The 24607-nt window shown below is 62.8% G+C and carries 20 protein-coding genes; 6 read left to right on the top strand and 14 right to left on the bottom strand.

What is annotated here, in order from left to right; translation table 11 throughout:
• Positions 1–11 precede the first annotated feature (11 nt).
• The 5 genes from T31B1_RS06760 to T31B1_RS06740 all read right to left on the bottom strand — a co-directional run bounded on the left by T31B1_RS06760 (position 12) and on the right by T31B1_RS06740 (position 8769).
• Positions 12–1058, bottom strand: a complete 1047-nt coding sequence (locus T31B1_RS06760) for a putative solute-binding protein (RefSeq protein WP_353248672.1) — start codon at positions 1056–1058, stop codon at positions 12–14.
• A gap of 293 nt (positions 1059–1351) precedes the next feature.
• A complete protein-coding gene (locus tag T31B1_RS06755; RefSeq protein ID WP_353248671.1) occupies positions 1352–2380 on the bottom strand; it encodes a hypothetical protein in 1029 nt (342 codons plus the stop codon).
• 146 nt (positions 2381–2526) lie between these two features.
• Positions 2527–3459: an OmpW family outer membrane protein gene (locus T31B1_RS06750; RefSeq protein ID WP_353248670.1), complete on the bottom strand. Its 933-nt coding sequence runs from the start codon at positions 3457–3459 to the stop codon at positions 2527–2529.
• Positions 3460–3535: 76 nt separating this feature from the next.
• Complete coding sequence (locus T31B1_RS06745; RefSeq protein ID WP_353248669.1) at positions 3536–7363, bottom strand: Ig-like domain-containing domain; 3828 nt, start codon at positions 7361–7363, stop codon at positions 3536–3538.
• Positions 7364–7701: 338 nt separating this feature from the next.
• Complete coding sequence (locus tag T31B1_RS06740; RefSeq protein WP_353248668.1) at positions 7702–8769, bottom strand: AraC family transcriptional regulator; 1068 nt, start codon at positions 8767–8769, stop codon at positions 7702–7704.
• Positions 8770–9467: 698 nt separating this feature from the next.
• Between T31B1_RS06740 and T31B1_RS06735 the strand changes: the two genes are divergently transcribed.
• Entirely contained in the window at positions 9468–10727 is a 1260-nt protein-coding gene (locus T31B1_RS06735) for a lipase family protein (RefSeq protein WP_353248667.1), read from the top strand.
• Between the two features lie 17 nt (positions 10728–10744).
• Here the strand turns inward: T31B1_RS06735 and T31B1_RS06730 are convergent, their stop codons facing one another.
• The 5 genes from T31B1_RS06730 to T31B1_RS06710 form a co-directional block, all read right to left on the bottom strand.
• Positions 10745–11536 (bottom strand): metallophosphoesterase, encoded by a 792-nt coding sequence (locus tag T31B1_RS06730; RefSeq protein ID WP_353248666.1) that lies wholly within the window; start codon positions 11534–11536, stop codon positions 10745–10747.
• A gap of 66 nt (positions 11537–11602) precedes the next feature.
• Positions 11603–12085: a DUF488 family protein, N3 subclade gene (locus T31B1_RS06725; protein WP_353248665.1), complete on the bottom strand. Its 483-nt coding sequence runs from the start codon at positions 12083–12085 to the stop codon at positions 11603–11605.
• A 322-nt stretch (positions 12086–12407) separates the two neighbouring features.
• Complete coding sequence (locus T31B1_RS06720) at positions 12408–12815, bottom strand: DoxX family protein (protein ID WP_353248664.1); 408 nt, start codon at positions 12813–12815, stop codon at positions 12408–12410.
• A gap of 51 nt (positions 12816–12866) precedes the next feature.
• The gene (locus T31B1_RS06715; RefSeq protein ID WP_502950934.1) at positions 12867–14447 is read right to left on the bottom strand and encodes a GMC family oxidoreductase; all 1581 of its coding nucleotides are present in this window, start codon (positions 14445–14447) and stop codon (positions 12867–12869) included.
• Between the two features lie 17 nt (positions 14448–14464).
• Positions 14465–15028, bottom strand: coding sequence for a tat (twin-arginine translocation) pathway signal sequence (locus tag T31B1_RS06710; protein ID WP_353248662.1), 564 nt, complete (start codon positions 15026–15028; stop codon positions 14465–14467).
• A 180-nt stretch (positions 15029–15208) separates the two neighbouring features.
• Between T31B1_RS06710 and T31B1_RS06705 the strand changes: the two genes are divergently transcribed.
• Positions 15209–15532: a ribbon-helix-helix domain-containing protein gene (locus T31B1_RS06705; protein ID WP_353248661.1), complete on the top strand. Its 324-nt coding sequence runs from the start codon at positions 15209–15211 to the stop codon at positions 15530–15532.
• A 21-nt stretch (positions 15533–15553) separates the two neighbouring features.
• Here T31B1_RS06705 and T31B1_RS06700 read toward each other — a convergent pair whose 3' ends face one another.
• Genes T31B1_RS06700 through T31B1_RS06690 form a run of 3 tightly spaced genes read right to left on the bottom strand, consistent with a single transcriptional unit; the run spans position 15554 to position 18647 of the window.
• Positions 15554–16981: an MATE family efflux transporter gene (locus T31B1_RS06700; protein ID WP_353248660.1), complete on the bottom strand. Its 1428-nt coding sequence runs from the start codon at positions 16979–16981 to the stop codon at positions 15554–15556.
• Positions 16982–17041: 60 nt separating this feature from the next.
• Positions 17042–17599 (bottom strand): asparaginase, encoded by a 558-nt coding sequence (locus T31B1_RS06695; RefSeq protein ID WP_353248659.1) that lies wholly within the window; start codon positions 17597–17599, stop codon positions 17042–17044.
• Positions 17600–17642: 43 nt separating this feature from the next.
• Positions 17643–18647, bottom strand: a complete 1005-nt coding sequence (locus tag T31B1_RS06690) for a zinc-dependent alcohol dehydrogenase family protein (RefSeq protein ID WP_353248658.1) — start codon at positions 18645–18647, stop codon at positions 17643–17645.
• Between the two features lie 222 nt (positions 18648–18869).
• On the opposite strand from T31B1_RS06690, the gene T31B1_RS06685 reads away from it, so the two are divergent.
• Positions 18870–20009 (top strand): hypothetical protein, encoded by a 1140-nt coding sequence (locus T31B1_RS06685; RefSeq protein ID WP_353248657.1) that lies wholly within the window; start codon positions 18870–18872, stop codon positions 20007–20009.
• Between the two features lie 405 nt (positions 20010–20414).
• Positions 20415–20855, top strand: a complete 441-nt coding sequence (locus tag T31B1_RS06680) for a MarR family winged helix-turn-helix transcriptional regulator (RefSeq protein WP_353248656.1) — start codon at positions 20415–20417, stop codon at positions 20853–20855.
• Here the strand turns inward: T31B1_RS06680 and T31B1_RS06675 are convergent.
• Entirely contained in the window at positions 20810–21709 is a 900-nt protein-coding gene (locus T31B1_RS06675; protein ID WP_353248655.1) for an EamA family transporter, read from the bottom strand. The two genes, T31B1_RS06680 and T31B1_RS06675, sit on opposite strands and share 46 nt — an antisense overlap.
• On the opposite strand from T31B1_RS06675, the gene T31B1_RS06670 reads away from it, so the two are divergent.
• Positions 21708–22193 carry a DUF6314 family protein gene (locus T31B1_RS06670; RefSeq protein ID WP_353248654.1) on the top strand — a complete coding sequence of 162 codons (486 nt, stop codon included), beginning with the start codon at positions 21708–21710 and terminating at the stop codon, positions 22191–22193. The genes T31B1_RS06675 and T31B1_RS06670 overlap by 2 nt on opposite strands.
• Positions 22194–22665: 472 nt before the next feature.
• Positions 22666–24591, top strand: a complete 1926-nt coding sequence (locus tag T31B1_RS06665; protein ID WP_353248653.1) for a sigma-54-dependent Fis family transcriptional regulator — start codon at positions 22666–22668, stop codon at positions 24589–24591.
• The last annotated feature ends 16 nt before the right edge of the window (positions 24592–24607 follow it).

Raw genomic sequence — 24607 nt, 5'->3', positions numbered from 1 at the left:
CAGACCGACCGCTAGTTAACCGCCCCCCCTTCGCTGTCCAGGCTGCATTCCGCGAGCCCCGGATCACTGGAGCAGCGGATTTTCTTGAGCAGATGCTGCATGCGATGGCTGTACCAGTCCTCTTCCCATAATTTCACGCGCACCGTGCGAAACATCTCGCGGTATTTCTGATCGCGCTCGCCACTGATATGAACCCAGAACTTTTCCGGAATCTCGTCTTCTGCACCGGTCACACGAGAAAGCGTGGAATCGAACATATTGTCGAACACCCAGCTACGCGACTTCTGGCCGAAGTCCGCATCGAAACGGTCGGCGCGCGCGATAAGCTGGCCCGAGAGCATACCCAGCACGAAATCGGCGATGCCTCCCTTCGTGCCAAGCCCCTTGTAGAGCTCGAGTGCGTTGTAGGCGAACGCCGGCGCATAGGCCAGATCGACGCTGCCATTGTTGAACATCGGCCCGAAACTGGCGATGGACGCACCCACCGGTGATGCACCGGCCACATTGGCCAGCGTCGAGGCTTGCTTGTCGTAGGAGAGCACCGCCACTTTCTTCCCGGCGATATTGGAGATGCTGTCGAGCAGGTGCCGGTCGCGTGCGAACAGAAAGGCCTTGCCCAACGGCACGACGCCGATGACTTCGTAGGGGCCTTGCTTCATGTAATGCGCGGCCTTCGGGCTGGACATCACACGAATGGCGGTCTTTTCTTCATCGTAGGTCTGCAGGCCACCAGCCATATCCAGCGAGCCAGCGAACTTGACGAAGTGGATCGTGCGCACACCGGTCAGCGAGGCGATATCGCACTGGCCGGCCTTCAGATCGCTCGCCGCCACCGCCTCATCGGTATAGGCCCGGGTCTCCAGCTTGTAGCCCCATGCACGCGCCTGCAACACGTAATCCTGCAGCGCCTGATAGATAAAGCCATTGGCCCCGATCGGATCGTAGATACAAAAGGTCCGTGTCTGCACATCGGACTGCGCAAACGCTGACGTTCCGAACGCGCTGCAGGCCAGGACCGCAATCGCGGTCGCGCAGCGCAGGATATTGATTCGTTTCATGACTATTGTTCCTTAACCAACCGATTGTTTTTCGTTGCAGATGCTGGCCGGTCGACGTCCACCACGGTCTGGCGACCACAGCCCGGGCACACACGCGCCACCATGCCGATATCCAGTACAACGGTTTTCAAACCACCCTCACCGCAGCGCACACAGCGTTCGACGTGTGGGCCGTCGGCGCCAGCGCATGGCGGCACCGCGAATGCGGTTCGACGAGATCGCTTCACCGACATGGCTCCAGCCGAGATGGACAACGGGCCGCCGTTCGCGGCGGCCCGTTGCCACGTCAGGCCCTACAGGAAATCCTCCGCATTGAAATCGCTTTCGCTGTTGTCGGAATCGCCCGGAAACGTGCCGAGCGCGAGCAACGGCGTGCGATGGCCGCTGTCGGCCATCCAGAGGCGGTCGCTCAGGTATTGCGCCTGGCTGTAGGCGACCTCATTGAGGATCTGGAACTCGCTTGGCCGGGTATCGCTGTTGTAGGTCCGGGCGACCCGTTCGATACCCACTTTCTCGCGTGCCGTATCGGATTGCCCGTAGGCGGCCAGCGCATACAGCATGGGCGCAAGGGCCATGCCCTGACGCTCGCCGATCGCGGCCGAGCGCTCCAGCTGTGCCCAGGGATCCGCGCCCTCCGGCGCATTGCCTGGCACCGACAGCCACACGATCGCTTCCAGCGCATCCGGCACGCCCCACCACTGCTGGTTGTCCAGACACTGGCTGGCACGTCCGGCGCGGGCGGCGATATCCTGTGGAATACCCACGGTGCTGTTGGCTTGAATATCGCTGAGCACGCCCTGTACCGAGGTCAGCGTCCCGACCAGAAACTGCAGCTTGTCCAGTTCCGTGCCCATCTCGTTGGTCAGGTCCGGACATCCCTGGCCACCCAAATCCCCGTAGGCGCGCTCGGTGTCCTTGAAGACCTGATACCGCCGCAACGCCGTGATGCGCTCCCAACGCTGGGCGATAATACGGTTGTCGCGGGCGGCATCGACATTGCCGTTATGCAGGTTGCGCAGTACTAGCAGGTGCGCGTCCTGCGCCTGGGACTCGGAGCACATCGCAGCCAGCGTATTGGTCGACAAAAGCGTACGTGCCGGGCGGTTGATCACCCTAGAAAAAGAGCCCATGAGCTGGCTCAACGCCAGCCCGGTGCCACAGGTCGTCTTGTTCAAGTCTCCACTGGCCAGGCTGTAGGGCACGGCCTCGTCCAGCGTGTAATGGTTGAGCACATGGCCGGTCGGTTTATAGATGAGCCCACAGCCCGACAGCAGCAACGCGCTCGCCGTGCCCACTGCCGCCCATTTGAATATGTTATGCATGATCTCTCTCCCGACGCGTTGGCGCGTCGATCGCAATTGAAAAGAAGGCCAGCAGCCGACAAACTGAAGACACAAGGGAGACAAGGCCTTCAGTGGTTACACGAGGCGATGTGTCGGTGCCGGCCAAACCGCAGGACCGGTGGAGCCTAGAACTGGATACCGAAAGCGGCCTGATACAGGATCGCTTCGAACTTGTTCTCGCTTGAAATCGTGCCGACGTCGATGGCGCCGAACTGATCCGACAGGTTCGGGGCTCGTACGCTTATATTGTTCAGCTTGGCCTTGACCGTTGCACAGCCGATGTACTCCGCCGACAGGGTGAAGAACAGCTGATCCGTGATATCGACGTCCACGCCGGCTTTTGCAGTACAAGCGACCGGTTTTTCAAGATATAGCTCGGGCTCGTTCTGCGAATTGAGAAATTCGTTCGATATGTCGGTATCGAAGGTGTAGAGATACATGGCCCCCACACCCACGAACGGGCGCACCGGGGTATCGACCCAGGGCCGGTAGACCAGGCTGATATTCGGCGGGAAAGTCTTGAGCGTTCCAATGTTCTTGCCGATCGCCGGCACACCGGTGGCAATGGCGTTGCCGGTACCGTCATCGAGCACCTCGGGCGCGAGCGATTCATTGGCGGCTCGACCGGTGACCTGAAAGTCGAGCTTGATCGGGGCCGAAATCGTGACCTCGGTCGCCAGGTGACGGCCGGTCCAGGGTACGTACAGCCCGATGGTGCCTGCCGGGAAAGTCTTATCGCCCAGCCCCGACCCGGTATTGTCGAGCTTGGATTCGCCCGGCCCGAACGCTTGGGCCGCCAGGCCTTGCGCATTTTCGACCTTGAGCTCGGATGAGCTGCCCTCATACGCCAGATGGCCCACGCCAAGACGGATGTAGGTGTTGTGCTTGATGAAGTCGAGCGCGTCGCCGAACAGGCTGTTGGTCTGTTCTTCCAGCTGCAGGTCGCGCATCGCCCCGCCGCCGCCCTGGGCGAAGACGGGCATCGCACAGCTCAGGCCGATGAGTCCGATGGCCGCCCCGGCGGCCACACGCGTACGTAATGAATGATGGGTCCCCATGGTTCTCCCCTCGTGTCTTGTTAAGGATTATTGAAGGGCCGCCCGGCCGGGCGGCCCTTGTGAGTTGCAGACGCCGCTAGCGCACCGGGAACGACAGACCGCCGTGGATGGCAGGGCCGATGAGTTGCAGGGATTGATCCCCGGCCTGCGTAGGCGCGGGCAACGGGGCCGGCGGGAAGTTGGGGCCCGTCGTGAGATAGGCGACGATCGCGAAGGCATTCGCATTCTTGGTCGAAATCACCAAGCGGCCGTTCTGTTCGAATGCGACAGGTCCAAAAACGCGGACATTCAGGTCCTGTTGCGGGATAGCCAAGTTCGTGCCCTCACTGCTTATACCGTCGTTGCCATTGACCGTGAGGCGCAGATTGGCCACGAAGCAGGGGGCATAATCATAGTCCTCGCCCTGAAAGCTTCCCTGGCATTCCGGCACGATATAACCACTTTGCGGCTTATCGGTCGACTGACCGTTGCCGTCAACGCCGTATGGGAAGCGCAGCAGTGTACGACCGGTCGGTGCGATATTGCCGGCCGCCAGACTCGTGATCGCAGTGAAACCGCCAGGCAACAAGTCGACGGGCAGACACTGGCTCGGCGCGCTATTACCGATCACCGACGTCCCATCGTTGAAGGTGACCTGATTCGCCGGCGCGCAGCTTTCTCCGTCGTTCAACTGCCGGATAGCGACCGGACGACCGCCCGAAAGGAAGCCGGCTTCGGCCCCCGCGCCAGGAAGCAGGCCTTGAAGGGTAGCGCTGAATACGATGTTCGCGGGCTGGGACCGTTCACGCCCGAACGAATCATCGAATACCTGGTTCGCGGCGTACGTGGTTTCATCCGTAAGCTGCCCCCCAATGTCGTTCATGCCCAGGGCGATGCGATCTTGTCCATAGGGCGTGTTATCGAAAATTCCGTTTCCATTCGTATCGGTCTCCGGCAACGCCAGAGTCGTCGCATAGAAATCCCGAGTGGCGGGCGCACCGTCGAACGGCATGACGATGTCGGGTCCGCCCTGGGCCCGGTTATCGTCGTAGCAATAAACGTTACCTCCGCCACTTGGTATATCGGTAATACCGGCGCCGCAAGTACCCGGCGGCGCAGGATTCGGCTGCCCGTTTTGGGTGCCACCAAAGGCACTGACCCGCGTACCGGTACCCAGAAGCGAATTGGTATTCAGCCTCAGGCCGTTTTGGCCTAGGACCGTCTTTCCGGTTGAGCAGTCGCTCGCCCCCGTGCCTTGTGTGTCGTCTGCGCTACCGCAAACGACGATCCAGTAGCGCTGGCCGGGCACGAACGCATCCGTCGGACGGAAACTGAAACCGCGCGTCAACGTGTCGCTTGGCGTCAGCAGTGCGAGAGCACCGGGTACAACGCCAGTACATTGGCCGCTTCCGTCCATGATCTGAACTGCAACCGTAGCGTCGCTGTTCGTATTGCCGCTACCGCCAATCAGACACCCATTGGCCATCTGAATGGTGCTGGCCTGAACCGGCTTGGAAAAATACGCATCGACGGTATTGTTGGCCGGCTCCTTGAATACCGGATACACGACCTTGGCACTGCTCGGCGCCGGATACTGCGTTCCGTCAGGAAAGGGGTTCGGCGTTGGGAAATCTCCCGATGCCGTCGCAGAATCGCCGACACAGCGCCCTGCGATATCCCCGCCACTACGGAAGTCCGATTCCGGCTCGTCCGAGGACTGCATCAACGGGCACGGCATACCGGGCGTCAAAACCGTGAGGAACGGCGCGGCTTGCCGTACGGCACGTCGCTGGGTGAGATCCTGGCTGACATCGGTCGGCTGGCCATCGGCTTCTCGCGGTATCACCATCGGTTCGGTGTTGAAGGTAATGTTCGACACGAGGGTGCTGCCGGGGAAGTTGCCTTCCAGGCCATTGCCCGCCAGATCGGTAATGCCCTGACCGACTTGAACGGTGTACTGCGTATCCGGCTCCAGCGCCTCGACCGGATCGATGACCACACTGGAGCCTTCGCTGCGAAGACGCACGGGTACTTCGGAGCTATCGGCATTGTTGGTGAGTGTGATATTCGCCCCGAGGCTGATCGGGTCGACCGGTTCGGAGAAAGTCAATGACGGGTTCGAACGCAACGGCAGGCTGTCCGCACGCGGCTCGGGGAAGTTAAGTAGCGCGTCCGGCGCCTCCATATCATCCGCGTTGAGAATCTCGCGCTGGCTCAGAACGCTAATGCAGTTGGCTTCGGTGTCGGACAGCGTCGTGGTGCCGTCGATACCGCCCACCACGGAACCGCTTTCAAACAGCGGATTGCCAGCGGCATCCTGCGTATTGAATGTATATAGACAGCCACTCGGATACTGCGCGGTAATGCGCGGCGCGGTGGTATCGGCGTCCACCGTGATCATGTCCGACGCACTCGGGTTCGGCAGGGTCAGCTCCAATTCGAAGTCGACGATCGCGTTACCCGTACGGTTCACCGACACCGGGAAACTGCCGAGCGTAGTGAGCTTGATATCGCCATTGGGCTGCGGCACGGCCAGGCCGGCGGCCACGATATCCATGGCGGTCTGGTTGAAGACGCCATTCGACAGCGCGGCGATCGGATTCCCCTGGGGAACGGCGGTGCTGATGCCGAGATCGAAGCGCAGCAGCACCTGGGTCGGGGCCTCGATGCCGGCCAGCGGCGCGTTGCTCACCAGATAGACATCGGCGTCGTTGGCGAAGCGCACCCGGATGTTGTCGGTGTTGATCGGCGTATCGACGTCGCCGTTGAGCTTGAGCGCCAGCGGCGTGAGGTCGAACTGCTGACCGGCGGGAATCAGGCCCGGGAAGGTGCCGTTGTAGCGCGAGCCGCTGGTGGTGCCCGCCAGACGCGTGAGAAGCCCACCGCGATCGTCGGCGTTCGACGCCGGCTGGTCGTTGCCGCCAATCAGCTGGGAGTTGATCTTGACGAGATTGCGCAAGCCGCCGTTGAGCGGGTTGTCGCCACGGCCACCCGTGATCGACAGCGCCTGAACGGTATCCACGCTGTCGCCTTCGCTGATGGCGACCGGGGTGACCTTGAAGCTGGTCGACAGTTCGTCGCCGAAGGCCGAGCGCACGCCGTCGAAGGCGACGGTGTAGGTCTGGCCGCCCACGAGATCGCTGCTGTCGTAATCGGCTGCATTACGGCTGCTCGGCGTGCCGTCGCCCAGATCGCTGCTGGGGTCGAAGGTCATATCCGAGCCCAGCACAGTCAGGCGGCCGGGTACGGCGCCATCGGGGCCGGTAACCGACACGGTGCAGTCGGTGCCCAGGGTTTCGCCGGCATCGCAGAGTTCGATACTGCCTTCGTCGACGGGGCTGGAAAAGCGAGCCCGAATGGGGTTGAACTCGGTGAACGGCACGTTGCGATCACCGATACGGGAGAGCCGCGCAACGCTGAATGCGCCCTCGCCGGGACGCCCGTCGTAAGCTCGCGTGGTGAACGAAAACAGCGTATCGCCGGCGCCGTTCTGCACGGTGTAGCTGGTGTTGGGCTCGAGGCCCGCGCGCTCGACGTCGCCGCCGCCCGGCACACTCAGGCGGAAGATGTTGGATTGATTGCTATCGCGCTCGACGTTGGTATCGACCGGCGTGCCGTCGACCGCCAGCGTGAGGCCGGGATCGCCATCGACATCGCCGCGATAGGCGACCGCGATCTGCGACTTGACGTAGACGTTGTCCTGGCCGTTCACCGGATAGCTGAATGCAACGCTCGGATCGGCACCGCCGCCGACCACATCGCCCGGATTGGGACCGTCGCCACCCTGGCCGCCGTCGCCACCACCGCCCGATGAGCAGGCGCTTAGCGCGCCCGCAAGACACAGCCCCGTGAATGCGCCGCGCAGCGCCAGGCCTGCGGCGTGACCGATGCCCGAAGCACCGGCTTCCCCTCGTTTAATTGTCATAGCATTGTCGGCCGTCGCAGGCCGCTCCCCGTTGGTTTGTCTTCTGGCCAACGCCCGTTGGACGTGCCCTATAACCAACCGGATTCGTCGCATTGAGAACAAGGACCGTACTGACGCACACGTTTGTCAGCGCGGTCCCCTTTCGTCTAATTTATTGATTTAAAGTTGAATTTATCGACGAAAAATTGGGAATTAATCCCGCGACAAATCAGCGTCCCGGCTTGGAAATACCGTTGAATGATCGTGACAACGCGCGCTGAAAAGTCCTGCCGAGAAACAAAGCCGCGTGGAAATTCGGCCGGCACATCGCGAAACCGATAGGCGATGAACTCGCTCGGTCAGCTGTCGATCTCGATCATCCGCGACAGCAGTTCGTAGGGGTCCTTGAGCGCATGGCGGTCGAGACGCTCCATCTTTCGGTACTCGGACGGCGTCAGCCCCGAAAGCGATTTGAAGGCACGTCGAAAGGCGCGTTCACCGGAAAAGCCGAGCAGGTCCGCGATCGCTTCGGTTGCCGCGCCCGAGTGGGAGAGCAGTCGACAGGCCATGTGGAATCGCACGCTTTGCACGAGCTTGCGAAAGGAGGTGCCGGCTGCAGCCAGTTCACTGCGGACATGGCGGCCGTTGTCGCCAACATCACCGGCGATATCGTCGAGCTCGATATCGACGCCTTCCGATCCGGGAAGTCGTCGCATGATGGCAGAACGCAACCGGTCGATCGTGTCCTGACTCTTCAAATTCGTGACTTCCCGGTCCGCATGTTCACGGTGAATCGCCAACATCTCCGGGTTGTGATACGCACTTTCCAGATCGAAAAGCTCGGCATCGAAGCGAATTTCGCTCGAGGTCTCGCCGAAACTCACGGGGCAGGCGAATGTGCGTTCGTAGTCGTCTCGCGCCAGACCGGGATCGCAGCACAGATGCACGCGTTCGGCTACGAAAGCGCCTTGAGTCATATGAGCGAGAAAATCGATCACGCCGTAGACGAAACAAACCTCCGAGTGGCGCAGGATCGAATCGCTACCATTGGTTCCGGTAATCCGCGCGACACCCACGCCGTCCTCGATATAGACCTCTCCATGAAACGCGTCGCTGATCAGCCGATCGTAGCGCAATGCCAGACGGCAGGCCTGGCCGAACGTCTTACAGCTGAGAAACAGATACTCGATCGCGCTGTTGCGAAAAAGCGGCAAATGCGGACATAGATGCACGCCGATGTCCGGATCACCCGAAACCTGTTCGACTGCGCGCCAGAAGTTGACCTGCCAGACATGACGAGCGCGCCGTGACGGGTCGCTCATCTGCTCGCAAGAAAACTCCAACACCTCGTCTACCGCATCGAGGTCAATACCAGCGCCGACCAACGCGCCATAGATCAGGCGCAATAACTCCTCCGAATCGCGCACGCCCACCTCCACATATTCTCGTTATCGTGGCGTGACAAATATATATCTCCATAAGCGCCGCGGATCAACAGTCTGTATCAAAACCATGTAAAACGGACGACTTTCCGAGCAGACGACGCAAAATGGGAAATTCAGACCAAATTGCATGATTTCTTCTCGGCTAGATCCCATGATCTCCAACCGCGACCTGCACGATAAATCTATTCTACGAGCGATATAACCTGCCCGGTGGTAATGAAATTATCCAGTTCCACAAGAGTCAGTGCCACGCTTGCAGGCTCGCCTGAAAGAAAGACAACAAGCGCGTTAATCGACGATCGGTCGTTCCGGAACCGTCACTTATCGAGTGTCGTAATGCCAACGAAAGGTTTTTTTCGTACATGACGGCGCCCGCACTTTTTATACGTGATCTTCGGCGATTGACACGCTCACTCCATGGTTGGTCTTGCTCGAGTACCAGAGCCAAGCCTGCTCTGTCTGCAGAACGATTCACTCACAGAGTGGCCGCGGGCTAAAATGATGTGGTTGCGCCAAATAGCGTTACTTTGGGTATTTTCCAATTGGCCATCAGCATGCTTATCAACTGCATGTCCGAGAGCCGGCGCGCTTCTGTTCTAGATAAAAATAACGCTAAAAATGAAGTTTGGTTCAATTTGCACTACTCAAACGGTTTGATTAGATCGTATGCCGCGTGTCTTATGGCACTGGCCGCCGGCTGCGCCTGGCAGCCGCCGGTCACCGATCAGGCCGTGCCGCCGGCTACGGTAGCCGATACCGCAGCGCGCTTTTCCGAGCCCGAAGCGCCGTTCGAGCCCCCCGCCGACGATGCCTTTCATGTCCAGCCTTCGGCTGCGGAACTGGCTGCGGTGGCGCCGGGGACGATACTGCGCTACCGGCCGATCGCGCCCGAGGCTTATTACTTTTTCGAGGTGAATGCGCGCGCCTGGCAGGTCGTTTATCGCAGCAATGACACCAACGGCAAACCACAGGCGGTGGTCGCCACGATCCTGGTGCCAGACGAGCCGAAACCGAGGCTTTTGTCCTATCAGGTGGCTTACGACGCGCTCACGCGCCGCTGTGCGCCCTCTTATGAAATCCTGTCCGGGTCGATGGTCGAACACCTGCTGATGAACAAGGCACTGCGCCGCGGCTGGGTGGTGGTGATTCCCGATTACGAGGGCCCGGAAACGCAGTTTCTGGCCGGTCGCAACGCCGGCCAGGGCGTGCTCGATGGCATTCGTGCAGCGCGTCGCTTCCTCCCGGATGCGTGGGTCGATGCGGATACTCCGGCCGCACTGTGGGGTTACTCGGGCGGCGCGTTCGCCAGTTTATGGGCAGCAGAAATCGCCGCCGACTACGCGCCGGAAACCAATCTGGTCGGTATCGCCGCCGGCGGGCCGCCGGCGGATCTGGCCAGCTCGGCCGAGCATGTCGATGGCGGGCTGTTCGCCGGCCTGTATTTCGCCGCCGTCATCGGCCTGTCGCGCGCTTACGACCGTATCGATGTCGATACCCTGCTCAACGAAAAAGGCCGTCGGATGTTCGAGGATCTGGATGCCAGCTGCGTCGGTCAGGAGCTGGCCTGGGTCAAGGATCCGGTGCTGTCGGGCTACAGCTTCGACGACATGCGCGACTATGTCACCGTCGACAACCTGCTGGCCGTCCCGGTGGTTCGACAGGTCATCGCCGAAAACCGCCTGGGCCAACGCGCATTCACCGCGCCGCTGCTGTACTACCACGCCCGGTTCGACCAGATCACCCCGACTAGCGACGCGCGTGCGCTGGCCCGCCGCTACTGTGAGCTGGGTGTGCCGGTAGTGTTCGAATCGGCGTTCGGCGAGCACATCACCGCCGCGATCACCCACGCCTCCCGGGCGGTCGATTTCCTGGCCGACCGGTTTGCCGGCCTCAGTCCCGCCGACGACTGTGCCCAACTGAGCCGCGACCGGAACCCGTGACTCGTCCGGTGCGCGGCTCAGCGCCTGCGATCCGAGACCACGCAACGCCATTGGTCACTGCAATGATCCAGATCGGATGCCAGGGACCATACGCAACCGTCCAGAGCCAGCTCGGCGACGGTGAGCCGGCGACCCATGAATGCACCCGTATCGAGCCAGCGGGTGTTCTCGCAGCGCGTAGGCGCGCTCATCGGCGTATGACCGAACAGCACCAAATCGATGCCGTGGACCACGATCGGCCGCCGGCGCCTGCGCCACAACAGGCCGCGGTCCCGTCGTTCGATCTCCGTAGCGCGTTCTCGTTGCCAGAGCAGCCGGTTGGCCAGTTCGGGCGTGACGGTATCGCCGGTCAGGCCGTCGACGACGTCGGCCCAATCGTCCGGCACATCGGCATGGGCCAGTCCGGCCCGGCGCCCGTCGTGTAACTCCACCTCCGCAGCCAGAGGCAGCGCCGAACAATAGGCCGTGAAGGTTTCCTGGTGCCACGGGCTCAGCTCGGCGAACCACTCGCCCCCGTTGACCTGCCAGAGCCGCTGCAGATCGCCGCCATGGCGGACGCTGTCGAGCAGCATTTGTTCGTGATTGCCGCGAATGGCATGAAACCAGGGCTCGTCGAGATAGGCCAGCGCGCGTTCACTGTCGGGTCCACGATCGATGAGATCACCGAGGCTGAACAAGCGATCGCAGTGCCGGTCGAAGCCGGCCCGGTCGAGCAGCCGGTCCAGCATGTAGAAACAGCCGTGGATATCGCCCACGACCCAATCACGACCGTAGTGATTGCGCTCGAAACTGCGAAACAATGCACTCAAAGACGAACTCCAACACGACCGATTCCATCCCGTCGTTCGTCCTGTCGCCGCGCGCGAGCTGCTCGACTAGACGCGCGGCTCGCCGTCCCGCAGGGCCTGGCGAGAAGCGCGCACCGCCTGAGTGTGCGTCGCACCGGCTGCACGTTGCTCGCGATAGGCGCGTTCGGCCACCAAGGCACAGTGATGGCCCGCCTCGGCAAGACGGCGATCGTCTGCGTCGGTCATGGCCACCAGATCGTCGATATAGCGTCGCAGCACGTGGGCAGGCAGCGCCCGACGGCTGATCAAGGCCAGCCTATCATCGCGGGCGCCGCGAATCAGCGTGGAGAAACGGGCCAGCGGTATCTGGTCCAGTTCCAGCTCGTAATCCGCAGTGAATGCATCCGTGCTGATCTGCTGTGCTTCGAGCGCCGCATAGAGTTCCGGCGAGGGTGCGAGTTCGTAGAAGCATTCGATATCAACCGTGGGGCCGTCGTGCGGCGGCGGATCACCGTCTACCCAGACGTTGACGCCACTGTCCGAGACCAAGCCAGCTTCCGGTTTATTCACTTTGATGATCATCCCAACCCATTACGCTCGCCGGGCCGTCGATCAAGCCGGCCAGAGAAACCCGTCGCTCGTCCAAACGCCCGGAGCCCTGTCTTGTCGTCGCGCCATCGGTGGCTGCCCTCATTCGACGCAGAGGTGCTGGGCACACGAGCGTGTGCATGGGTATTTAACGTTACCGACGGTTGTATGTGCAACAGTCGCCAGCCAACCGTCGACTGTAGGCAGTCGAAAGTCGCGCGAAACGGATAGACCGCACCCCTTGTCGGCTAAAGGGCTCGGCCTGAATGATTCAGCGCACCAGGCCGCACGCTTATGAATCGATCTAGAGGCTGGTGGCCAATCCCGCGCGCCGCATGGCATAGCCAACCCAGGCCAAGAGCACCAGCTGAAGCGGCAATCTCAGGTACAGGGCCCAGAGCGGGAAGACGTCGAACCGTTCGGGATGCTGGGCCATGAAGACGTTGGCAGGGAAGACGGCGACGATCAGCAGGAGCAGACCGATACCGGCAGCGCGCCGCGTACGCGGCATGAGCAGGCCGATCGCGCCCAGAATCTCGCAGGCGCCGCTGACGGCAACGGCCAGCACCGGCGTGGGAATATAGTCCGGCACGATGGCCACGAACCACGGCGACAACCAGAAGTGCGCGACTCCGCCGCCCAGGAAGAACAGCACGATGCCAATCAGGGCAATGAAATGCGCGCGTGAGTAGGTGGCAAGCGGGTATCGCATCCTCCCAGCGTGCCACAAACGCCGTTCGCCCGGCATGCGCCGGGCTTCGAATCAGATCGTGCGCGATTTCATCTGCTCGGCAATATAGTCGGCCTGCCGGATCGCCAGCGTCACGATGGTGAGCGTCGGGTTTTCCGCCGCACTGGTGGTGAACTGGCTGCCGTCGGATACGAACAGATTGGCCAGCTCGTGGGTCTGGCCATGCCCGTTGCACACGCCCTCGCCCGCGTCTGCGCTCATCCGGCAGGTACCCAGATTATGGGTGGAGGGGTATGGCGGGGTGCGATAGGTGCGTACGGCCCCGGCGGCGGTGTATACGGCTTCGCCCTGCGTATAGGCGTGTTCGCGCATGGCGCGGTCGTTTGCATGATCGTCGTAGTGAACATGAGCGACCGGCAGCCCGAAATCGTCCATGGCCTCGCCGCTGAGGGTCACGCGATTGGATTGCTGAGGCATGTCCTCGCCGACCAGCCACATGCCGGCCATGTAACGATACTGATCCATGGCTTCGGTGAAACCGCGGCCCCAGCCTCCCGGGTTGAAGAACGCGGCCATGAACGGCAGCCCGAGCGAAATGGTCTCCATTTCGTAGCCGCCGACGAAGCCACGTTTCGGATCATGGCGAGCTTCATCCAGAATCACGCCCGCCATGGTCGTGCCCTTGTACATCTCGACGGGCTCGTCGAATACACCCCAGACGGTGCCGGTGGTATGACGCATGTAGTTCCGGCCCACCTGATCGGACCCGTTGGCCAGGCCGCGAGGGAAACGAGCGGATTCGGAGTTGAGCAGGAGTCGCGGCGACTCGATCGAGTTGCCGGCGACCGCGACCACGCGCGCTTTCTGGCGCTGGCGGTTGCCGCCGGCATCGAAATACACCACGGCCGTTGCACGATCCTGATCGTCGTGCTCGATCCGTGCCGCATGCACCTGCGTACGCAGCTCGGCATGGCCGGTGGCCAGCGCCTGCGGAATCTCGGTATAGAGCGTCGACCACTTGGCCGCATACCGACAGCCCTGAAAACAGAATCCACGCTGCATGCAATGGTGTCGGCCATCCTTGTTGACGCTGTTGATCGCCATTCGACCGGTATGGCAGGTCTTGTAGCCAAGCTCGGTGGCGCCGGCATACATGACCTTGAAGTTGTTGTTCCCCGGCAATCCCGGCAGACCGTTTGTCCGCGTGACGTTGAGTTTCTTCTCTGCAGCATCGTAGTACGGTGCCAGTTCGTCCAGCGTCACCGGCCAGTCGAGCAGATTCGCGTCCGCCACGTTTCCGTAGGTGCTGCGAGCACGGAATTCGTGGTCTTCGATCCGCAGGCTGGCACCTGCCCAGTGCACCGACGTGCCGCCCACGGTCTTGCATATCCATGCCGGCAGGTTGGGAAAGTCGCGGGCCACTCGCCAATCGCCGGAGGTGGTGCGGGTATCGCTCCAGGCCAGCTGGTTGAACGATGGCCACTCATCGGCGATGAAGTCACCCGTGGTATGCAGATCACCGGCTTCGAGCAGCACCACGTCGATGCCTTTCTGAGCCAGCTCGTTGGCCAGCGTCCCGCCCCCGGCGCCCGAGCCCACGATCACCACGACGTTGTCGTCGTCGTGCGAAAACTGTTTGCGATTGTCGTACATGCCCATGCTCGACCTCCTCAGGCAGTCTCGGGAATCGGCCCGCTGGCCGATGCCGGCGGCTCGGGCAGCCAGTGCAGGTCGTTGAAACCGCGATGGATATACCCGGGATCGCCGCGCCGCCCCGGATACCCGAAATGCGCGAACGCCATGTCGTTGTCATAGAGCGAGACCACTGCCGTGCTGTGGACTTTGGCGAAGAACGGCGTCGGCTCCAACGCCTTGACCTGTACGAACTGCTCGTCAGCGCTGCGGCTCAGCCAATCGCCCTGCCCTGATCCGTCAAGCCGGTCGACCCCGTCGACCAACAGCGCATGCAGCGAGGCGTCGACGGCGGCCTCCCGGTCGAGATCCTTGACCACCAGTGCATAGACGGCGTCGTCGAGTGTCTCGTGCGGGAACACCTGCCGCGTGAAGGCCAGCACCGTCTGGCCCTGATGCCGATTCAGCGTTGTCAGCTCCAACGCCCAGCTGGACGTGGGTGCGAACAGCGCCAGCGCCCCGCTCGAAGCGGCCAGCGTCCCGGTAAGCAATGCACCGCCACCGCGCAGAAACGCGCGTCGGCTGACCATATAATCCGACATCGCCCATTCTCCCTCGACGTTCGCGGCGGGCTGAGCGCCCGTCTGCTGTTGTAGTCACTGCAGGCTAGCGCGCCCAAACCCGGTGCAGGTAACAGTCATTTACTACATTGCCGAGTGCCGGCGTGCGCGGTAGGTTCGTTGTACAAGAACAATCAAGACTTCCAACGATCCGGAGGAGCCATGTGCCAGATTTATGCATCGGCCGACCCTGCGCGCTATCGCAGCACCACCCGTTCGATCCGTCTGCAGGGATGTGTGACCAGCGTTCGACTGGAAAACGAGTTCTGGCAAATACTCGACCGGCTCGCCGCCGAGCAGGGGTATTCGATCGCCGAATTCATCGGCGAGCTCTACAGCGAGGTGCTGATCGATCGCGGCCGTGTAGCCAATCTGGCCTCGATGCTGCGGGTCGCCTGCGCCATCCATCTGGGCAATCGGCCCGACACCAACCGGCCGCGTACCCCAGCCAACCGATCGTTCGAAGCTCTCGCCGGGCAGGCCTGACGCCACAGGCGCCGGGGCGACCTAGCGAAGCGTCGTGTTGGTGATCTCGCCGGGTCGGTAGGTCGAGACCGCGCGCTCGGCGGGCGAGGCCTCGATCACATGTTGTTGTTTCCAGTTGCCACGAGCGAACCATATGGCCGCAATGGCTGCGGTGATGACATTCTGGATCGGATACGCGATCCAGATGCCGACTTCACCGAGCCCTGTGTTGTTCGACAACACCCAGGCAAGCGGAAACTGGAGCATCCATAGCGAGACCAGCGCGATGGCCATGGCCACGAGTGTGTTGCCCGAACCGCGAAACGCCCCGGTGATGACCTGCTGGGCGCCGATCAGGCCATAGGTGAGCGCGGTGATCCGCACGAACAGCGTGCCCTTGTCGATGACGTCGGGCGCATCGGGGACGAACAGCGTCACGATCGGGCGTGCGAACATGAAACCCGCCACCCCGAACGCGGACAGCGCGAGCAGCGCAATCACGGCACTGAGCCAGGCGGTTCGCTCGGCCCGGCCGATCTCGCCGGCGCCGATGTTCTGCCCGACCAGAGCGGAGGTCGCTTGACTGAGCCCCAGCGCGGGAATGATCACGAAACTAAGCATGCGCGTGCCGATCCCATAGGCGGCCAGCGTGACGGTGCCGAAACCGGCAACCAGAATGGTCATCAGCATCAGCCCGAGCGCCCGCGTGGACTGTTCCACCGCCGCCGGCAGCCCGAGCTTGAGCAGGCGCCACAGCAACGCCGGATCGGGCCGTAGATAGCGCGGCCGCAGACGGATGCCGTATCGGCCGGAAAACAGCATGGCCAGTCCGACCAGCGCGGCGAGCCCCTGGGTGATCACCGTGGCCAGGGCTGCGCCGCTCACGCCCATAGCCGGCACCGGGCCATAGCCGAGAATGAACAGCGGATCCAGCACGAAGTTGAGCACCACGGTCCCGGTGACGATGATCAGCGGCGTACGCGCATCGCCTACGCCCCGCATCAACGACTGGAAGATCACATAGGCGAACAAGAACGGCAGGCCCACGAACGACACTTGCAGATACTGCGAGGCCAGCGGCAGAACGTCCGCCGCCGCGCCCAGAAACGCCACGATATGCGGCGCACCGATAAAGCCCGCCACGGCCAGTACCAGCGATATGAGCACTACCCCGATCAGCGCCTGGGCCGAGACCTCGTTGACCGCGCGCGTGTTGCCTGCGCCCTGATACTGGGCCACCAGGATCGTACCCGCCAAGGCCAGGCCGAGCCCGAGCGAGATCAGGAAAAAGATCACCGGAAAACTCAGCGACACCGCAGCCACCGCCGCGGCACCGAGCCGGCCCACCCAGAAGGTGTCGATCAGCTGATAGGCGGTCTGCAACAGATTGGCGAACACGATCGGTACCGCCAGCCGCAGCAGTGCACGGACTATTGAGCCGCTGGTCAGGCTGGGTAGCGCGCGGGCCATCGGATCACCTTGTTCAACTGTATCAATACGAGGCCACGAGGACGGCCGTCGACCGGCCGATCAGGCAGGGGCGTCGGATGCCTCGACCAACGTGAGGCGATCGTAATCCTTGACCACGCGGTCACCGGGAATCACCCGCGAGTGAAATACCGCGTACACACCGGGCTCCACCAGACGGGCGGCCATCAGAGCCTGCGCCATGTTCTGGGCGGCATCGCTATCAGCCACACGCCAGGGCACCATCGCACCAGTGAGCAGTACCGGTATCGCCGGTGCGGACAGACCGTCCACCAGCGCAGCCGCGGTATCCGCCAGGGTATCGGTGCCGTGCGTGACGACAACCGCATCGCTATCGCCGCGATCGAGCGCCATACGAACCGCCTGAACGATCGCCTCGCGATCGCCATCGCTCATGTCGAGGGAGTCCTTGGCCATCACCCGTTCGACGCCGACCCGTATGTCCGGCTGGCGCAGGCCGTCGAGCAGCGATTGGATCACCGGCACATCGAGCGTCAACGCACCGCGCGCCGGGTCATAGGTCTTTTCGATGGTGCCACCGGTTGCCAACAGCCGGACGGCGAACGGCGAGCGGCCGTCACCCGATCGAGGATTGCTCATCGTAGAAATCTCCTGGCCAACGATCGTGCCGGTCCTGGGCGTGCTAGAGGGTGAGACAGATCTTGCCGAAGTGTTTCTGGGCCTTCTGATAAGCAAAGGCCTCGGCCAAGTCGGCAAGCTCGAATTCGGAATCGACCACCGGAACGATGCCGGAGGCCTCGATCGCGCGCACCATGTCCTGCTGCTGACAGCGGCTGCCCACGCTGATGCCCGTCATCGTGAGGTTGGCATAGAAGAACGCCGCCGTCGGGACCTCGCCCTTGACCCCGGTCAGCACGCCGATGAGGCTGATATGCCCACCCATGCGGCAGGCAGCGATCGATTGCCCGAGCGTATCCGGGCCGCCGATCTCCACCACCGCATCCACGCCGCGGCCGCCGGTGAGCTGCTTGACCGTTTTGCCCCACTTGGGATCCTCGGCATAGTTGACCACGTGCTCGGCGCCGAGCTCGGTCAGCCGGTCTGCCTTGGACTGCGAACTGGTCGTGGCGATCACTTTCGCGCCCGCGACCCGTGCGAACTGAAGCGCAAATATCGACACACCGCCGCTACCCAGTACCAGCACGGTATCGCCCGGCTTGATCCGTGCTTCGACCATCAGCGCGCGCCAGGCGGTGAGGGCCGCACACGGCAACGTCGCGGCCTGCACATGGCTGTAGCCGGCGGGTGCATGAGTGAACGCGTTCTCTGCCCCGGCGACGAACTGGGCGGCCATACCGGGGCCGCGGTCGCCGGGCGTGCCCGCGCGCTTGGCCAGGCTGATCGGCCCGTCGACCCAGTTCGGAAAGAATGTAGAGATGACACGATCGCCAACCGCGAATTGGGTAACGTCGTCGCCGATAGCCACCACCTCGCCGGCACCGTCCGACATGAGCACCCGCTGATCTTCGGTGGGAATGCCACCGATGGCCACGACATAATCATGGTAATTCAGCGAGCTGGCATGAACCTGCACCAAAATCTCGTGGGCAGCGGGCTCTGGCCGATCGCGCTCCACGATCTCGATGCGCTCGAGTCCGCCGGGCGCATGCAGTATCGCGGCTTTCATGCGTGTTCCTTGCAACAGTAATACGACACCGACGATAACAGTTTCGTTGCCCGATCGGCGCCGGACTAGGTGAGTTCACGGATCGCAAAACGTCTTTTTAACGTGCCTATAATGGTCGCTTGATCCGTCATCGCTCGATTTTCGCCGCGAGCTTTTATGTCTCGATCCGCTGCTCCCATGCCAGATGCCGGCCGAAGCGAACGACTCGTCTGGCTGCTAGTCGTGACGACGATATCCATCTTTCTGACCTGTCTGCACCTGACCACGACCCACCCGTTCGAACTCGTCACCTTTGAGCGGCTGGTCAACTTCAACGCCGTGGAGCCGTTCCAGCACCGCGTATTGCTGCCGGCGATCGTCGCCGGTATCCAGCACTTCCTGCCCTTGGGTGAAAAACTGCTGTTCGGCATGCTCGAAGTGTTCGGCTGGATCGCACTGATCGTGCTCTCGCATCGGGCACTGGTGATGTTCAACATCGGCCGTGACGATCTCATGCGACGAGTACTGGCCATCACGGTGGTGATTCCGATGGCCATGCATCTGATCGCCCCGGATCTCCAGCTGGCCAGCGCCTTCGTGGCCGAGGATCAACGGCTGGACCTGGGCACCTGGCACCCCGTGCCGCTGTTCTATTATGTTTACGACCTGCCGGCAGCCGTGTTCACCCTGGGCATGGGGCTGCTGTTGATCGGCCACGTGCAGGCGCCGCGGCGCGGCCTGATGCTCGCCTATCTGCTGGTTTTCGCCTTGGCCACGGTCAACCGCGAGACGACCGTTTTCATGCTCGGCTTTTTCGCGCTGCTGTTCGCCGGCCGCATGCCATGGTCGCGTCTGGCCTTGCTGCTGGGCATCCAGCTGCTGATATTCGTCACGATTCAGTGGCCGCTTAACTGGCTGTTCGCCGATCAGGTCAATCCGAACGCGCAGCTGGCCGGCACCCAGTACGAGAATCATCTCTGGGAAAATCTCGGTCTGCTGACCAGCCCGCTCTATCTGATCATCTTCGTTGCCCGCTTCGCGGCCGGACTCCATCTGCCCGTGCTGATGTGGCATCGGTGGCTCGACGTGCGACTGGTCGCCGCGCTGATCGGATTCTCGCTGCCGTTGATCGGGTTCGCGCTGCTGGCCGGTCGTGTCCAGGAGCAGCGGATCTTCATCGAAACGGTACCACTGATCTGGCTTGCCGCCCTGCAGGTGATCGCAGCCCGCAGCGAGGCCGGCGACCGGCGGCCGAACGCCGCGACGGCGACCGCGCCCTTGGGCACGCGGCAGACGTTGGTACCCGAGGCCGAGCCGGCGACGATGTCGAGCCGGCGAAAGCCGACGGGCGCTGAAGGCGCCTGCAACCGTCAACCGGACTAGACGACAACCGTCTCGATTCCGATGGCCCAGAATCGCTGAACATGCGGGTACCCGAACCGGGACCACAGACCGCTCGCTCGCGTAACGGCTGACGGGGACACGGACAACGGGATGCATCGGCTTGCAGGCGCACAGCCGCTGCTCGGACTGGCCTGGCTGCACGACCGACCACCACAGCGCGACGAGGCCGGTCGACCGAGAATCATATGGGCCGGTGTACGCCGCCCTGCCGACCCTCTCCCCGGCGGCGTCAGCGATCTGCACGCCACCTCGCCATCATTCCTATCGATGAATTGGGAAATTTGACCCTAATCTAACTGGTCGGAGCGCCGATACAGATAACGCACCGACAACGAATTGACCGTTTGGTCGGGCAGGCAAGACCTACCAAAGCGCCCCGGGGACATGAACCGCTTGAACGGTACCGCGACAATCAGCTGCACCCACCTGAAGTTGCAATGCGTCAGCCGGGTGGTGGCACGTCATTATGACGCCTATCTGGCCGACAGCGGCCTCCGGGGCAGTCAATATGCGTTGCTTTGCAACATCCAGCGTCACGAGCCGGTCCGGCCGAGCGATCTGGCCTCCCGACTGTTCGTCAATAACTCGACCATCACGCGCACGATACGCACCCTGCGTCGGCGCGGCCTGGTCGCGTGTATCGCCGGAAACGACGACCGTAGCCGCCATGTGAGTCTCACCGAAGAGGGTCGGCGCACCCTTCAGAGCGGCCAGCGCGACTGGCGGCGCGCCCAGCGTGCCCTGGCAGCCCGGCTCGGCACCGCCGACGTCGGCCAGCTTCATGAACTGCTCGATCGGGTGGCCGATCTGCTCGAACAGCCCTGAGATCGTCGTACGACCCACCAGCGGTTGCCGACCAGCGCGAGGGCCATCACCGCCGCACCCAGCGCAAGGCGGGATATATCGGCATCGTGGTTCCAGATCAACAGATTCACGGTCAGCCCGGCTGGAATCAGGGCGTTGTTCATCACGGCCAGGGTGCCGATGTCCACCTGTGTCGCGCCGCGGTTCCAGAAATAGTACCCGAGCCCGGAGGCGACCACCCCGAGCCAGGTCAGTACCCCCCATTGAGTCGCCGTCGTGGGCAAGCCCGAGAGATCACCTAACCCGAGCCATAACAGCGCGCTGATCGGCCAGGCGCCCACGAAGAACCAGCCGAACACGCGCCAACCCTTCACCCGGACGTCCAGCCGGTCGTACACATGCCGATAGGCCACCTGCCCGGCCGCAAAACAGAGATTCGACGCCTGTACGATCAGAAAACCGGTCCAGAAATCCTGGCTGATACCGTCGTAACGAATGATGCCCGCGCCGGCCACCGCCGCGGCGGCGCTCAGCAGATACATCGGTGTCCATCGACGGGCCAGCAGATCCTCGACCAGGGTCACATAGATCGGTGTGAAGATCGTGAACAGCAGAATCTCGGGCACGCTGAGCCATAAAAAGGACTGGTAGAAGAACGTGTACATGAGCCCGATCTGAATCGCACCGACGCCCATCAGCCCGAGCGCGTGGCGAACGGGCAGAGGCTGGCGCCACAACACCGGCGCGAACAGCAGACAAGCCAGCGTGAGGCGCGTGAATACGGCAAAATAGGGGTCGACCACACCGGCCAGATAAACCCCGATCAGGCTGAACGAAAACGCCCAGAGCACAGTCACGCCAATCAGATAGCTCATGAAACGGACGGCCGCCCTCTTATCGGATGAATCCGCGATTATAGATCTCTGGCGGCGCCTGCCGAGCGTGCGTCGTCTAACTTTCTCGGCGACGGCCGGCCCGGATTCGGTCACCGGCTGGACTGGCACCGGACTGGCAGACGTGGTCTGCGAGGAGGCCGGAGACGGTTTACGCTTCATCGAAACCGGACGGTTCACGTTGGTGGATACGACACATCCGCTGACGTTTCACAACGTCTTTCACTGGCGAGCCGCGCCGGGGCGTGTCGCCCTGGCACACGAACGGTTCGGCCGCGATGCGCCGGTCTGGCTGTTCGATCTAATTGCAGCCGCGCCCGGCGAATTGACCGCGGCCGAAAGTCATCTTTGCGGCAACGATCGCTACGACGCTCGCCTGCGGCTGGTCGACGACGGCTTCGATCTGCGCTGGACCATCAGCGGGCCACGCAAGGATGAAACACTGGCCTACCGGTATCGCTTCTAAGCGCTATCGAGCGGTGACTCGATCGACCCCGTCGCGTATCGATACGCGGCGTATGTAAAATTCGACAGCCCTGTCCACGCCTGCGTGCGCTGGGTCCGTCGCTGAATCGGGCGTGCCGTTCCTGGTGGGCCCGAGCGCGATCCGAGACCGTGCCGGCATACCGAAAGATATCCACCGGCGCTGGCCGATGTATACGAATCCGGTCCTGTATGCAGACAACCGTCCCCCGGGGCGATAGCCACGAGCGGACATCGGCTCGCACCGCAGCTGCCGCAGCGACCCTGAACTTCCGGCCTCGGCGGCGCGCCGAGCTCCATTGTCGACCGCCAATTGTTCTTCGCTAAGGGCCGGCTGAATTTGGTCGCGTGCGCACGCGGCCACGCCAGACGGGCCTGTGAGCAGCGGTTGCAGCAAACGCACGCGCCGGCAATAGTATGGCGCTGAATCGAACGCCGGCCGCCGGGACGCCGTAATGACACAGCCGCACAGTGAAACCGTCCGCCAGGTCATCGACTCCGGCCAGGTCGCCGTCCGCGAGAGCAGCGAGCGTCTCATCCGTGAATCGTGGCTGCGCTGTGCCCGCGAGTACGGCCTGCAGCCCGAGCACAACCCCGGCATTCGGGATGTCAGCGCAACCGATCTGCACGAGCGTCGTGAGCGGGTCGGCGAATATCTCGATATCGCGCGCACCGGCATGGACCAGCTCTATGGCCATATCGCGGGCCAGGGCTATGTCACCATGCTCGCCGATAGCGACGGCATCACCCTGGAATGCCGCGGCGGCGAACGCGCCGATCCGGCGCTGAAGGCCGCCGGGCTTCGTGCCGGCACGATCTGGGGTGAAACCGTGGTCGGCACCAACGGCATCGGCACCTGTATTGCCGAACAGCGAACGCTGACCTGTCATCGCACCGATCATTTCTATGCAGGCAATCTCGATCTGAGCTGTACTGCCGCGCCCCTTCACGACCCCTACGGCCGCGTGGCCGCGGTGCTCGATATCTCCGCACTGTCGGTGCCGGGCGCGCGTGAGGGCCAGCATCTGGCCTGGCACCTGACCTCGCTGTATGCGCGTCTCATCGAGGACAGTTATTTCAGCCATCATTTTCGCGATCACTGGCTGCTTCGCCTGGGCCGCAGTGCCGCATTCGTCGACAGCCATGCCGACCTGATCCTGGCCCTCGACGAAGACGGCACGATCGTGGGCGCGAATACCGGCGCGCGCCTGACACTCCAGCCACCCAGCGGCCAAAGCCCCGTGGGGCATGGCATCGGCGCTTTCTTTCGCGACGGCAACGCGCGCGTTCACGCACTCAAACAGGACCACGACGGCGTACGCCTGCGCAGCTGGTCCGACGCCACATTCCATGCGGCGTTGTCCCAACCGCGCCGCCCAAGCAAAAGCACCACTCGCCGACTGCCCGCTCCGGCACGCACGGGCACGCTGCAAGCCATGGCCGGCAACGACGCCACCATGCAGCGCCTGATCGCCCAGGCAGCACGCCTGGCAGGCAAGCCGATCGATCTGCTCATTCAGGGCGAAACCGGCAGCGGCAAAGAAGTGCTCGCACGCGCATTGCACGCCGCCAGCAGCCGATCGAGCGCGCCATTCGTGGCGATCAACTGCGCCGCCCTGCCCGAGTCGCTGATCGAAAGCGAGCTGTTCGGCTATGCGCCCGGCACGTTTACCGGCGCGCGCCAACACGGCATGAAGGGCCTGCTGCAACAGGCACACGGCGGCACACTCTTTCTGGACGAGATCGGCGACATGCCGGTCGCGCTACAAACGCGCCTGCTCCGCGTGCTGGCCGAACGCGAGGTATTGCCGCTGGGCAGCGATACGCCGGTCGCGCTCGACGTACGCGTCATTACCGCGACCCATCGTGATCTCACCACGCTGATCGCGGCAGGGACTTTTCGCGAGGATCTCTACTACCGCCTGGCCGGCGGTACGCTATCGCTACCTGCGCTGCGCCAACGCAGCGACGTCGACTGGCTGATTGACCGCCTGCTTGAAAGCGAAGCCGGGGCGCTGGGTTGCTGCGCCCGCCTCAAGCCGGACGTACGCGAGCGTCTGCTGGCCCACGACTGGCCCGGCAACATACGCGAGCTGCGTAACGTGCTGCGCTTCGCGCTTGCGCTGGCCGACGACGACGGCATCGAGATGGCCGACCTGCCGGCCTCGCTAGCGACGACCGATACAGCCGTTGCGCCCGAGGAACGGGCCGCGCCGCCGGCCGACGAACAAACCGCTACACCGCGTGAACATCTGCTTGCCCATCTGCGCAAGCGCGACTGGAATATCGCCCAGGTAGCGCGTGATCTGTCAGTTGCCCGTTCGACCGTCTATCGACGCATGGCCCGGCTGCAAATCGTCGACCCAAAATACCGGCACTAACGACAGCAGCAACCGC

Origin of the sequence: Salinisphaera sp. T31B1 (genome assembly GCF_040361275.1) — a bacterium.
Lineage (GTDB): Bacteria > Pseudomonadota > Gammaproteobacteria > Nevskiales > Salinisphaeraceae > Salinisphaera.
Note: the sequence above shows the minus strand (reverse complement) of the source record. Positions and strands in the feature narration are given on the sequence as shown.